The sequence below is a fragment of the Actinoplanes sp. NPDC089786 genome (assembly GCF_040684855.1).
Taxonomy (GTDB): Bacteria; Actinomycetota; Actinomycetes; order Mycobacteriales; family Micromonosporaceae; genus Actinoplanes.
Genome location: NZ_JBFBGU010000001.1, coordinates 354432 through 367518, shown reverse-complemented (window position 1 = coordinate 367518; position 13087 = coordinate 354432). Strand labels below are relative to the sequence as shown.

At 69.7% G+C, this 13087-nt stretch carries 11 protein-coding genes and 1 tRNA gene; 1 reads left to right on the top strand and 11 read right to left on the bottom strand.

From position 1 onward, the window contains the following. Positions 1-2 precede the first annotated feature (2 nt). The 8 genes from AB0O15_RS01745 to AB0O15_RS01710 all read right to left on the bottom strand — a co-directional run bounded on the left by AB0O15_RS01745 (position 3) and on the right by AB0O15_RS01710 (position 7909). Positions 3-512 carry a PIN domain-containing protein gene (locus AB0O15_RS01745; RefSeq protein WP_364312641.1) on the bottom strand — a complete coding sequence of 170 codons (510 nt, stop codon included), beginning with the start codon at positions 510-512 and terminating at the stop codon, positions 3-5. After that, positions 509-763, bottom strand: coding sequence for a hypothetical protein (locus tag AB0O15_RS01740; RefSeq protein WP_364312639.1), 255 nt, complete (start codon positions 761-763; stop codon positions 509-511). Before AB0O15_RS01740 ends, AB0O15_RS01745 begins: the two co-directional genes overlap by 4 nt. Before the next feature lie 1035 nt (positions 764-1798). Beyond that, a tRNA-Arg gene (locus AB0O15_RS01735) sits at positions 1799-1874 on the bottom strand. Between the two features lie 343 nt (positions 1875-2217). Continuing rightward, on the bottom strand, positions 2218-3795 hold the full coding sequence (locus AB0O15_RS01730) for an ABC transporter permease (protein ID WP_364312637.1): 1578 nt from the start codon (positions 3793-3795) through the stop codon (positions 2218-2220). After that, entirely contained in the window at positions 3792-4712 is a 921-nt protein-coding gene (locus tag AB0O15_RS01725) for an ABC transporter ATP-binding protein (protein WP_364312635.1), read from the bottom strand. Before AB0O15_RS01725 ends, AB0O15_RS01730 begins: the two co-directional genes overlap by 4 nt. Before the next feature lie 70 nt (positions 4713-4782). Continuing rightward, positions 4783-6399 (bottom strand): hypothetical protein, encoded by a 1617-nt coding sequence (locus AB0O15_RS01720; RefSeq protein ID WP_364312633.1) that lies wholly within the window; start codon positions 6397-6399, stop codon positions 4783-4785. After that, positions 6396-7304 (bottom strand): ABC transporter ATP-binding protein, encoded by a 909-nt coding sequence (locus tag AB0O15_RS01715; RefSeq protein ID WP_364312631.1) that lies wholly within the window; start codon positions 7302-7304, stop codon positions 6396-6398. Before AB0O15_RS01715 ends, AB0O15_RS01720 begins: the two co-directional genes overlap by 4 nt. Positions 7305-7441: 137 nt before the next feature. Further along, positions 7442-7909: a hypothetical protein gene (locus tag AB0O15_RS01710; protein WP_364312628.1), complete on the bottom strand. Its 468-nt coding sequence runs from the start codon at positions 7907-7909 to the stop codon at positions 7442-7444. Between the two features lie 115 nt (positions 7910-8024). On the opposite strand from AB0O15_RS01710, the gene AB0O15_RS01705 reads away from it, so the two are divergent. Further along, positions 8025-8705: a DUF998 domain-containing protein gene (locus tag AB0O15_RS01705; RefSeq protein ID WP_364312627.1), complete on the top strand. Its 681-nt coding sequence runs from the start codon at positions 8025-8027 to the stop codon at positions 8703-8705. Here the strand turns inward: AB0O15_RS01705 and AB0O15_RS01700 are convergent. From AB0O15_RS01700 to AB0O15_RS01690, 3 genes are all read right to left on the bottom strand, one after another. Then, positions 8686-9927, bottom strand: a complete 1242-nt coding sequence (locus AB0O15_RS01700; protein WP_364312625.1) for a Na+/H+ antiporter NhaA — start codon at positions 9925-9927, stop codon at positions 8686-8688. The two genes, AB0O15_RS01705 and AB0O15_RS01700, sit on opposite strands and share 20 nt — an antisense overlap. A gap of 862 nt (positions 9928-10789) precedes the next feature. Further along, on the bottom strand, positions 10790-12418 hold the full coding sequence (locus AB0O15_RS01695) for a GGDEF domain-containing protein (RefSeq protein ID WP_364312622.1): 1629 nt from the start codon (positions 12416-12418) through the stop codon (positions 10790-10792). Between the two features lie 31 nt (positions 12419-12449). Then, positions 12450-13022 carry a hypothetical protein gene (locus AB0O15_RS01690; protein ID WP_364312620.1) on the bottom strand — a complete coding sequence of 191 codons (573 nt, stop codon included), beginning with the start codon at positions 13020-13022 and terminating at the stop codon, positions 12450-12452. Between the last annotated feature and the right edge of the window lie 65 nt (positions 13023-13087).

The following is a 13087-nucleotide window of genomic DNA, read 5'->3' as shown; positions in this document are numbered from 1 at the left end:
CCTCAGCGCCGCCGGCTGTGCCTGCGCATACCGTCTACCCGAGCGGTGAACTCACGGGCGCGCAGGACCGGTACCCCGCGCCACGGGGACATCGCCGTTAAATCGACATCCTCCGAAACGATCAGGAGGGCACCGACCTCCGAGGCCAGATCCAGGACGAGATTGTCCTCATGGTCGCGGCAGTCGTGGACGGTGCGGGGCGGACTCAGAACCCCGCCCCCGGAGGCATCCGCCATCTCGACCAGGATGTCTCGGTAGTCCTCTGACTCGTCCTTGGGCGTGCCGACGACGGCACCAAGGACGCGGACCGTGTTGTCGAGGATGTGCGGCGAGAGCCAAAGCGCGAATTCTGCCGCATCGTTGATGATCCCCAGACAATCAGCGAACGGGTTGCCCGACGTCGGTGGAGGCGAGGGCCACGAAATGTACGGACTATTTCCCGTCGCGATCGCCTGCACAAGCACGTTGACGTCGAAGACGACTGGAGTGGCCACAGGGCCCGGAAGGGTCACTCCTGCGACTCCTTGTACGCCTGGCGGATGAGCTCAGGCAACTCTTCGGCCGCAGTCCCCTGCTCCGCAAGCCGACGATGGTTGCTTGCCTGGAGCTCCCGGAGACGCCCAGCTCGGCGCAACGACTCCATGACCTTCAATGTTGCTCGCAGATAGGCCGACCGGTTTCCGCCGCCGAAGTGCTCCACGAGCCGATCCAGGCGTTCACGGTCCTCATCCGCGACCGCAAAGCCAACAGTCTGCGACGCCATGGTCACCACCTCCGCGCCAACAGTACCTCCGTTGCATCTCGTATGCAATCTGTTGCACACGAGATGCGCCAACTGTCCGCCGTCCTCTGGTGGCCACGCCATCCGTCCCGTGTCGGCCGACCGCAGCACGCCGTACGCTATTCCTTCGCAGGGCGGTGCGGGCTCCATCCGTTCAAGTGTGGGCGTAGATCGTCCGGGCTCGGCTCGATGGTGAAGTCGATACTTGTGAGCGTAGGCGTACCGACCGTTGGATCGATCTTGTCGGCGCGAGCGCGTGCCCAGGTCAACCAGGCGGCGAACTCGCCGGTGCCGGCCGTCTCACCGGCGGCGGAGGCGTGTTCGAGGGCGTCGCGGAACGCCCGCATGTCCGCGGCGTTCCGCCACTGTTGCAACGCGGTGGCGAATGTCGCCTTGCGGTGCTCCTCGACGGCGAGACGGCGAGCTTTCGCGATGGCGTGCTCCCACCGCGCCCTTGTTGCGTCTCATCTTCGAACGAAGGTGTCCCATCTTTCAGGACCATGGTGCTCCGATGGTGATACGCCGTTCGGTAACCGTCCGGAACGGGGAATCGCTGACCTCATGGCCGTTGAGCTGTGCGAACACGACCCACGCGAAAGCACCTGATATAGCCCTTCGGCTATATCCCTGCTTAACGCGCACGCCCGGAAGGGGATCGAACTTCAGGCCCGGATGCCCGGCGGTACCGACGTCTTATGTGGACCCGGGCATCTGATGCGAATCAGATGGCGGGGCGCTCGAATCCGTTCCGCCGCCCGGAGCAGTCAAAGCTCCGAACTGTGGAAACGCCCGTCGCGCTGCAGTCCTCGTCTCATCCTCGAGCGAAGGCATCCCACTTCTCGGGATCGTGGTGCTCCGATGGTGATCCTACGTTCCGCAATCGTCCGGAGCGGGGAGCAACTGGCAATACGGTGCCTGAGCTGCATAAACACGGCCCGAACGTGAGGCGCAGCCGTGACCCACAGTAACCCCACATCAAAAAGGGGATATAGCCAATTGGCTATATTCCCTGCTCGGTGGCGCGCCCGAAGGGACTCGAACCCCTAACCTTCTGATCCGTAGTCAGATGCTCTATCCATTGAGCTACGGGCGCTTGCGCAACCACTCTCCGTAACCGCGCGTGCTGATGTGTCCACGGGGTCGCGGTTGCGTATCCGCTGGTCCAGGGGTTTCGTTACTCCCGGACCCGCGAGAAACGACTCTAGCATGCCACCGAGTGGGGCCTGCGTGCCGGTTGATGTCGCACGATGCTGCACCGTGCTCCGACGTCCGATCACCATCGGAGCACCAGGCCACCAGACCACGACCTTCACCCCAAGAGTGCATCTGATTCGCCGGGCGCCGCGTTGCGGGCGTCGAGCGACTCGGCGACGGGACGTTACGGTCGAATCACGGGAGAGTCCTTTGCCGTTTTCGATCGAGTTCCGGCTGTCGCGTCAGGTGCTGATGTCCCGGCGGCGCAGTCCGGTGTAACCCAGTGCCAGCAGCGTCGCGGCGATCGCGCCCAGTGTGATCAGAGGGGTCAGGGTGAGCTGCTCGGCCGGCACCCGTGGGGTGTGGGCCAGCGGCGAGGCTCGCTGGGCCCAGCCGGGCAGGTCGAAGGAGTCGGCGAACAACGCGACGACCGCGCAGTAGCCCATCAGCGTCCAGGCCAGCGCGGCCGCCGTTCGCGGTAGCCAGCCGACGGCCAGCACGGCGCCCGCGGCGACCACCCATACTGCGGGAAGGTAGGCGAGGGCGGTGCCGGTCAGCCGGGGGATCTGGCCGGGGTCGGAGACCGTGAGCGCGTACGCCGCTCCTTCGCCGAGTCCGATTGCCAGCAGGGCCATCGCCGTCCCGGCCAGCGTGACGCTCAGCTGCCCGGCCAGCCAGGTCAGCCGGCTGGTCGCGGTGGCCAGCACCGGTTCCGCGTGGCCGGAGGTCTCCTCGGCCCGCACCCGCAGAACGCTGGTGACGCCGTACGCGGCGGCGAGCAGCGCCGCCATCGTGACGGTCAGGGCGAGGTACGCGTCGGCGATGCCGGCCGCGCCGCCGGGCAGGAAGTCGGCGATCTCTGGGTTGTCGCGCACGTACTGTTCGATGCTGTTGCCCAGGGATCCGTAGGCCGCGCCGAGCAGCGCGAGCCCGGCCACCCAGCTGATCAGGGCGGTGCGCTGCAGCCGCCAGGCCAGGCCGAACGGGCCGCGTAGCGCCCGGGAGGCGGTGGGCCGGCCGGGCCGGGCCGGGACCAGTCCGGCGCCGAGGTCCCGCCGGTCCAGCAGCACGGTCGCGGCGGCCAGCAGCACCACGGTCAGGCACAGCGGCACCAGCAGCGGCCACCACCGGTTCGCGACGTAGGGCAGGGTCTGCTGCGCCCAGCCGATCGGTGACAGCCAGGACAACCCGTTGTCGCCGGCGTCTCCGGCGGCGCGCAGCAGGTAGGCGGCCCCGAGGACCGTTCCAACACTGCCGTACACGGCTCGGGCGTTCTCGAACAGCTGGGCCGCCACCGCGGTCAGCGCGGCGAACGTGACACCCACCGCGGTCACCGCGGCGCCCAGCAGCGCCGAGCCACCGATCGGCAGACCGGTCCCCGCGGCCACGGCGAACACCAGCGCGCCGGCGGTCAGGTCGGCCAGCCCGGCCAGTGCGAGCGCGGCGATCAGCGGGGCGCGGCGGCCGACCCGGGCGGACCGGATCAGCTCGGCGCGTCCGGTCTCCTCGTCGGCGCGGGTCTGCCGGCCGACCAGGAACATGTTCATCAGCGCGACAATGATCGCCAGAAAGCCGAGGATCTCGAAGACGACCTCCCCGCCGATGCTCTCCAGCAGCGCGGTGGGCCCGCTCATGGCGATGACCGCGGTGTTGCCGCCGATGGTCTGCCGCAGGTTGGCGAGGTCCTGCGGAGTGTCGTACAGGTTCTGGCTCTGGGCCGACTGCACGAGCAGCAGCAACGCCGTGCCGAGCAGCCACCAGGGCAGGGCGCGGCGTTCCCGGCGCAGCATGAACCGCAGCAGGGTCCCGGTCCCGGTCATGACGCCACGCTCCCGGCCGGGGTGTCGTCGCCGTAGTGGCGCAGGAACATGTCCTCCAACGTCGGCGGGGTGCTGGTGAGGCTGCGCACCCCGAGCGGGGCGAGCCAGCGGATCACATCGTCCAGCCGCGCGGCGTCGACGTCGAAGCGGGCGTGATGGTCGCCGGCCACCAGGTCGTGCACTCCGGGCAGGGCGCCGAGGCCGTTGAGCGGCGCGGCCGTCTCGACGGTGATCGAGGTGCGGGTCAGGTGACGCAGCTCGGCCAGGGTGCCCGACTCTACGGTGCGGCCCTGACGGATGATGCTGACCCGGTCGCACAGAGCCTCGACCTCGGCCAGGATGTGGCTCGACAGCAGTACGGTGCGGCCCTGCCCGCGAACCTCGGTGATGCACTGCTGGAACACCGATTCCATCAGCGGGTCGAGTCCCGAGGTCGGTTCGTCGAGCAGCAGCAGTTCGGCGTCGGAGGCGAGCGCGGCGATCAACGCGACCTTCTGCCGGTTGCCCTTGGAGTAGGTGCGGGCCTTCTTGCTGGGATCCAGGTTGAAGCGTTCGAGCAGGTCGTCGCGGCGGCGCCGGTCGAGTTTGCCGCGCATGCGGCTGAGCAGGTCGATGACCTCTCCCCCGGTGACGCCCGGCCAGAGGGTGACGTCACCCGGCACGTACGCCAGCCGGGCGTGCAGCGCGACCGCGTCCTTCCACGGGTCGCCGCCGAGCAGCCGGACCGTACCGGAGTCGGCCCGCAGCAGACCCAGCAACACCCGGATGGTGGTGGTCTTGCCACTGCCGTTAGGGCCGAGGAAGCCGTGCACCTCGCCGGCTGCCACCTCGAGGTCGAGACCGTCCAGTGCCGTGGCCCGGCCGAAGTGCTTGGTCAGGGCGGAGACCTCGATCGCCGCCGGATGGGATGCGCCCATGTGGACTCCTTGAAGACGATGGTCCTCGGGAAGGGGAAGGTTTGTGATGCCGAACCGGGCGGATCGGCTGTCAGCCGGTCAGGTCCCGGCGCAGGTAGGCGGACGTTCCGGCCGTGGCCAACACCACGGCCACGGCGCCCATGACCAGCACGCCGGGCCAGTCGGCACCGACCAGCGGTACCGCAGCCGTGTGCCGGTACGGGGACAGATCACTGACCCAGGCCGGTGCGCCACTGCTGTCGGCGATGACCTTGAGCAGGAACCCGCCGGTCGCCGGGACAGGGCCGATGTGGATGACCGCAGAAGGTCTGAGGCCAGCGGCCAGCAGTGCCGCACCCAGGCACAGCAGCACGATCGGCAGCGCGTTGAAGGTTCCGGCCAGCGCCGCGGTCAGGGTGAGATCACCGCCCACGATGCTGACGCCCGCCCAAGCGCCGACCGCAGCGACGGCCAGCAGCAGCATCGCACCGGCGAGCGTGGCCGCGGTCTCGGCCCCGAGCAGCCGCAGCCGGCTCAGCGGCTGCGCGGCCACAAGGGTGAGCCGCCGGTCGGACTCGGCCGCCATGAACGCGCCGAGCCGGACCGCGGTGAACGCCCCCACCGGCATCGCCAGCAGCGCGAACAGGGCGGCGACGAACCCCTGCACCGTGGCCAGCCCGACGAACCCGGCTTGGGCAGCGCGGTCGGCGAACACCCGGTTGTCGGAGAGGAACCCGGTCAGCGACATCGAAGTCAACCCGATGACCAGGAAGTAGGCACCGATCCCGGCGGACCAGGCGGCCAGCGGCCCGAGCAGCCGGCGGACCGCGAAAGCCTCCACCGTGTCGAGCAGCCCGAGGCGGGGGCGGCGCCCGGCCGCAGCCGGCAGCAGGCCACCACCGACATCGCGGCGGCCACACACCACGGCCACCGCGACATAGAGCAGGGCAGTCGCGGCCGCCAGCACCAGCAACGGCGAAACCCGGTTACGGTCGTACGCGGAACTGATCTCCAGCAGACCGAACGGCGACAGCCACCGCAGCCTGCCCAGCGCGGGAACCCCGTCAGCGGCCATCCGGGCGAGCAGCCCGGCACCCAGAATGGCTATCGCCGTACCGGTCGCGGCCGTCCGGGCCGAGAAGATCTGGGCGGTGAGTGCGGCAAGGGCGGCGGCGAACAGCCCGAGCAGAGCCATACCGGCACCGTGCACCACCGCACCGGCGGAATCCGATCCGCCGAACACCAGCAGCACCACCATGATCGCGGCGCCGGCCACGACCGGGACGGACGCGATCACCATCAGATGGCGGAACAGCACCTGACGCAACGGCAGCCGGCCGGCCAGCAGAACATCCCAGCGGCCGTGGTCCTCCTCGCCGCGAGTGACCCGGGTGGTGGCCACCACGGCCCACACGGCGAGGATCGCGCCGAGCACGGTGCCCAGACGCCACACGGTGAACCCACCGGCCTCGTCGAGGGCAATCGGCTCGCCGAAGATCGTACGGATCGCGGCGTTACCGGCCAGCGCACCGAGCCCGGCCAGCGCGGCCGGGTCACTGGTCACCCGCTCGTAGGTTCCGGCCACCATCGCCGGCGCGCCCGCTGCGACAGCCAGCAGCAGCAGCGCGCCGAGACGGATCTGCCGCACCGCCAGACCGGTCGTGGCCCGCCGCGCCCCGGCGTCAGCGGCGATCGGCGTCGCGGTCATCGGCCGGCCTCAGCGCCGTAGTAGTCGAGGAAGATCTCCTCCAGGCTCGGCTCCCGCACGACCAGAGCAGCGACATCAGCATCGGCGAGCGCTTTGAGCGCAGGGGCGGGCGGACCGCTGAGCGCGAACCTCATCCGCATCGCACCCGCGCTGTCGCCGGGAAGGATCTCCACCGCGTCCACACCGGGAACATCGGCCAGGGTGGGTGGGGCGCCGGTGCAGGTGACGGTCACCTCGGTGCGGTGCAGGGTACGCAGCTTCGCGATGGAGGCCAGATCGACCAGCCGCCCGGCGCGCAGAATGCCCACACGGTCGCAGATCGCCTCCACCTCGGCGAGCTGATGGGAACTGAGGAAGACGCTCTGGCCTCGCTCGCGGGCGGCGGCCACCGCAGTGCGGAACTCGCGTTCCATCAGCGGGTCCAGGCCGCTGGTCGGTTCGTCCAGGACCAGTGCCGGGGCGCGGGTGGCGAACGCCGCGACCAGAGCGACTTTCTGCCGGTTTCCGGTCGAGTAGGTACGAGCCGGTTTCGAGAGGTCGAGCGCGAACCGATCGACCAGCTCTTCGCGGTAGTCCAGGTCCACACCGGACCCGGTGCGGGCGAGCAGGTGCAGGATCTCGGCGCCGGTCAGCTGGGGCCACAACGCGACGTCGGCGGGCACATAGGCCAGCGATCGATGCGCGCGACGCACATCGGCGGCGTCGACGCCGGCGATGGTGGCATGCCCGGCGCTGGGTTTGGCCAGGCCCAGCAGCATGCGGATGGTGGTGGACTTGCCGGCGCCGTTCGGGCCGAGGAACCCGAACACCTCACCGGCCGTGACCTCGAGCGTCAAGTCATCGACGGCGGTCAGCCGCCGGAATCGTTTGGTGAGCCCAGTGGTGCGCAGCACGACGTCGCCCATGGCGGATGCCTCTCTGGTCGCAAGCGGACATGACCGCCGACCAGACTTCCCGGCACACCTGGCGTCACCGTACTCCCGCGGACATCCGCAGGGAAGGCCATTTCTCAACGCGTCACACCGGACCGCGCCGAACGCCCCTACGACCGCAGGGGCTGTTCCGTGATCGGTGGAGCGTCGCGGAACACCGTCGCCATCCAGGTGAAGACAGCCTGGGCCTGACGGATGCGCCCGGCACGCTCCGCGTCGCCGTCGAGCAGAGCAACACCGCGGTCGGTGATCTCGAGGAACGCGGCGATGCCGTCGATCTGCTTGCGGACCACGGCCTGCCACGCGTCGTCAGCCATGCGGTAGTACATGGTGCGCTCACCCGGCTTGGTGCGCCAGGTCAGAAACCCCATGCCGGTGAGCAGGCGCAGGTTCATCGTCAGCGAGGCCCGGCTGGCCTTGATGGCGGAGCTGATCTGCGCGGCGGTCTGCTCGGCCGGCTCGCAGATCATCAGCCAGCCGAGGATGCGTCCGGCGATCGGTGGGACGCCGTCGCGGGCCAGGTACATGGCCACCTGCTCGGCCCACGCCAGCCGCCCTTCATCCTCGGCATGGCCCACGACGGTCCCCTCTTTTCATAGATTTCAGGTCGTACTAAAGTCACTGTATCTATCAGGGGTGAGCCGGGAAGTCTGGTCGGCCCGCGGCGGACGCTGCGGAGAGCGGAGGCTTCCCATGTCCTTTACGTGGCAGCTGCGCGCCGGGGTCGCCGCCGGTGTCCTCGTTCCGGTGGTGTTGTGGATCGACGGGGCCACCCGGGCCGGGTACAGCCTGTGGCATCACGGCGCCAGCCAGCTCGGCACCGGTGACCGTGGCTGGCTGCAGACGATCAACTTCGCCCTCGGCGGGACCCTGCTGGCCTTGTTCGCCGCCGGGCTTCGCCGGGTGCTGCATCCAGGACTCGCGGCCCGGTGGGCACCGATCCTGACCGCCACAGCGGCGGCAGGGCTGCTGGTGGCCGGGTTCGTGCCCACCGATCCCGCCCTCGGTTATCCGCCCGGCGAGCCGGAAGGACTCACCGCCACCGGAGGCGTCCACCAGGTCGCCGGGCTGGCATTGTTCGCCGGGCTCAGCGCAGCCGCACTCATCCTGGCCCGGCGCGCCGCCGAGACCAACCGGCGCAACGCGAGGCTGCTGAAGGCCGGCGGGATCCTGGTCATCGTGTTCGCGTTCGCCGCCGGCATCGCCTACCGGCTCGACACCCTCGGCGTGTGGCAACCCGCCCCGGCCGGTCTGCTCGAGCACCTCTCGCTGCTGGCCGGCTTCGGCTGGGTGGCCGTCACCGCCGTCTGGCTCCTGCGTCGTCCCTCGGCCGTGGCCGCGCCCGGCGGCATCGTCAGCGGCCGGAGCGGATGACGATGTCCTCCAGTGCGGTGGCCGCCGTGGTGATGCCGTCCTCGGACCGGATCCGCTCCCCGATCCGCCCCGCGGTCCCGGCCATCGACGGCGTGAGGGCTCGCCGGATCGCCGCGGCCAAGGACTCGGCAGTGAGCCGCCGCTGATCGATCGGCGCCGGCGCTACCCCGAGGTGCTGCATACGTCGGCCCCAGAACGGCTGATCGGCGACAAACGGGCAGATCACCTGCGACCGCCCGGCCCGCGCCGCCGCCGCGGTCGTCCCGGCGCCGCCGTGATGCACGATCACCGAGCAACGCGGGAACACCACATCGTGCGGCAACTCCGAGGCGAACACATGGCCCTGCGCCGCGGTCTCCGGCAAGCCGCCCCAGCCGGTCCCGATGACTGCCCGCACCCCGGCCAGCCGCAGCGCCTCCAGCACGACACCGGTGGCGGCGGCCGGGTCGGGACCGGCCATGCTGCCGAATCCGACGTACACCGGCGCCGGATCCGCGACGAGCAACTCCCTGACCTGAGGCGCGAGCGACGAGTCACCGGCCGACGAGTCCAAGAACCAGTACCCGGTCATCCACGCCGCGGCCGGCCAGTCGTCAGGCCGAGGCAGCACCGACGGGCTGATCCCGTGCAGCACCGTCGCCCGCCCGCCGTCCGGGCTCCGGAGAGGATCATGCCGGCCCCGGCGTCGCGGCAGGCCCAGCCCCGCGCGCCAGCGGTCGACGGTGCGGCCGAACATGACCGCCGGAGCCTTCATCCCCGCGAACGTGGCACGGTTGAACAATCGCGGCAGCGACGGGGCGAATTGCTGCCCCGGCCACGGGAAGGCCCGGGTCGGGACGTACATCGGGATCGGCAAGCCCAGCACAGCCGGCACACCCGGCTCACCGGGCGCCGCCCGACGCACGTCACGAAGGTCCCCGGCGACGAACTCCCGCTTGAGCTCCAGGCCGGCCACGAAGAAGAAGATCGCCAGCAGCCCGTCGGCCGCCCACGTCGCCAGGCTCAGGTCCAGATGCCACGCCGACGGGCCCACCCGCACCGCACCCAGCGACCGGTACGCCTCACCCCAAGGCGAGTTCGCCCAGACGATCGCCAGCACCGCCGCCACCAGCAGCAGCACACCGCCGACCGTCTCGGTGCGCAGCACATCACCGACCCGGCGGGCCTCTGGCCAGCTTCCTCGGCTGAGCAGGCGGAACGAGGACTTTGGTGACGCGGACATGGAACCTCCGAAAAGGGGTCGGCAAAGACATTGCCGACCAGACTTCCCGGCACACCGACGTCAACGGTACGTGCTGCGAGTAGTCCCGGCATCTCGAATAAGCGTGCAAATCCTCACCCGGTCCTGCGCCCCTTGGCCACGCGGCCTGCGCGGACGAGCGGCGCGGCGATCTACCGGGCCGGCTGACCGATTCCTCGGCGAAGCACCCGCAACCCGCCGAGACGATCAACCCCGTCGCGGTCGCCGCCATGGCCGAGGCCGACATCGACATCACCGCCGAACAGCCCAAGATCCTCGAGCTCAGCAGTCCGTGCACACCGGACCGTTCAGGCTGCGGTACGGCGAGGTCGATGCGACGTCGCATTCGGTGCACCGATGTACCGGCTTGCGGTGGCAGTCGCCGCACACGACTGTGCCGTCGGGTCGCCGGTGGCCCACCCTCTCGCGGTTGCCACACGTCACGCACACCTCGCGCCGGGCGGGATCCATCGCGTAGCAGGTATCGCAGACCGGCCCGGCCGCGGACGTGGCGCTGATCCGTCGTGAAAGTCCGCATCGTGAACACGGGCGGCGCCGCTGGTGCGCGGCGGTTTGCGGGCAAAGCGTCAGGGTCGGTGGCGCGGTGGCGAGCAGCCGTCGCAGCCGCCGGCGGCGGCTGGTCAGCGGCAACGAGATCAGCTCCCTGCCGCAGGCGTCGCGGAACATGTCGAACACAACCAGGTGCGGCGGATGGCGGGGACGGGCTTCGGGCCTCACTTGGAGCGGCTGCCCACCGTAAGGGACCGCGCGTGATCTGCGGCACGTGAGTGCGTCCTCCCTGAAGCGCATCTGTGACCGAGAAACGGGCCGGCGAGCAAGATGTTCAGCCGGGGTGGAGGTGCTCCGCCGGCGCGCTCAGGGCCGGTTCCGAGCGTTCCGCCGCCTCGGGGGGCGTCCACGGGCCGGTCACGCGGTCACGCCCGGCACGCTTGGATTGGTACAGGGCGCGGTCCGCGCGTTCCATGAGGTTGTTCAGCCGATCCGGCCCTGTTGCCAGCGCCACCCCGATGGAGGTGGTGACCGTGATCGCCCGGCCGGACGGAGTGCGGAACGGCTCGTCGCCGATCGCACGACGCAGACGTTCGGCCACCTTCCGGATCGTCGGTTCATCGGTGTCGGGCAGGAGGATGACGAATTCCTCCCCGCCGTAGCGGGCGACCAGGTCGTGCTCGCGGGACGCCGCGGACAGCCGAGCGGCGACGCCCCGGAGGACGTCATCGCCGGCGAGGTGGCCGTATGTGTCGTTAATTGATTTGAAGTGGTCGATGTCGATGACCATGAAGGCCGTCGAGTTCGAGCCGACGCTCTCGGCATCGGCCTCGTCGACCGTGGCGGTCAGATGCCTGCGGTTGTAGAGGCCGGTGAGTCCGTCGGTGACGGCCAGGCGCCGTTGTTCCTGGACCGCGGCGTGCAGATCCTCGGCCAGGGTCCCGCGATCCTTGACGAACAGGTACTGACGCAGGAGAACCATCGCGAACAGCATGCCGCCGACTGCCAACGTGGCGTTGGTGACCTGGCCGGAGTGGTTCTTGTCGAAGGCGACGAGCAGGATGGTGGCCGTCATGGACAGTGCGATCGGCATCAGCGCCAGTCCCCGGTCGAAGAGGAGCCGCTGGGCCGGTGGTTCTCGGCGCCGCATCGCCACGACGGCCGCCACGGGGAAGATCGTGTTGGCCGCCTGGAACGCGACGTTGATCCAGCTGGCCGGGTCGTAGGAGCTGAAGATGGTCAGATAGGTGTAGCCCATGTCACTGACGACATTGAGTCCGACGGCCAGGGTCACGAGACGCATCGCAGCCGGCAGACGCCGGTAGCCGCCCATGCCGACGATCACGATGCTGCTCAGGGTCACGACGTCGAGCAGGGGATAGCTCAGGTTGACCAGGTCGCCCGGGCTCGTATTGACACTGGCCTGAGGTGTGATGAGCGCGTGCCAGCCCAGACCGCCGATGCTGAGGACGATCAGCGCGGTGTCGAGCGATCCGCGCAGGTGCCGGAGCAGGCCGGCGTCGCCGAAGCCGACCACGACGGCGACCACGGTGAGCACCGAAGCCACGAGGTAGAAGAGGTCGGCGAATGACGGCGACGGCGCGCCGTCCGGGGTCAGGTAGTCGTAGCCGGCCCAAAGGGTCTCACCCGCCAATTGCGCCAGCAGGGCCACGGTCAGGATGCGCCACATGGTCGCGTGCCGACCGGGCACCCGCCGGGACGCGGCGAAGGCGACGGGGACCGACACCACGATGGGCACAAGATAGAGACCATCGCCCACGAACATACCGAAGGCCTCGTTGGCCTGACCGGCCCAGGTCAGAACGGCGTAGCACAGCAGCCACGCGCCGGCCGCGACGAATGCGAAACGGCACCACCGGTCGGACCAGAGGGGTCGGTGAGGTGTCGGCGCGGCCTTGCCCGGCTGGATCGCCGGGGTTCCAGTCACCGCGGAGGCGGTCATCCTCAAACCTCTGTCCTTTGGGCGCACGACATCAGTGACGTTGTCGAGAGTCCACGGGCCAGGGTGCGAAGCGGTCGCGGCCTTGGTTGCGTTCCCGTTGCGGGTCGTGTGGTCGGTCAGACCCGTATACCTTGTACGGGCTCAGTCGCGCCGCTGATGGGCCGTTTCGCCGCCCGGGTAATCCCGGAGCTGGCAGGCCTCGGCGGTTCAGGTACCGGAGGCTGTTGCGCAGGATCGGCCCCTGCTCGCGGCGCTCGGTGGCATGCTCGATCGCCCGAGCAACCGCAGGAGGCAGCGGGACCAGCACCGTCTTGTCGCCCTTGGCGCGAATCTTCAGGGCACGATGGCCGTGCTCCTCGCCGAGGTCGGCGATGTTCGCACCGCAGGCTTCGAAGATCCGCAGGCCGATCAGGCCGAGCATCGCGATCAACGCGAAGTCGTTGCGGTTGGCCGAGAGCCGTGCGGCCGTGAGCAGGGCCTCGAACTGTAGATGGCCCAGCCCAAGCGTGGGTGAGTCGGTCGGCGTGGGCGGGCGCCGCACATAGTCGGCCGGCGAGTGGGCCCGGAACTGGTCGATGACGCATACCCGGTAGAAGCCGACCACGACTGACAATCGGCGTGAGACGGTCGAGGGCTGGTAGCAGCGGACTTCCCGCAACCAGCGTGTGT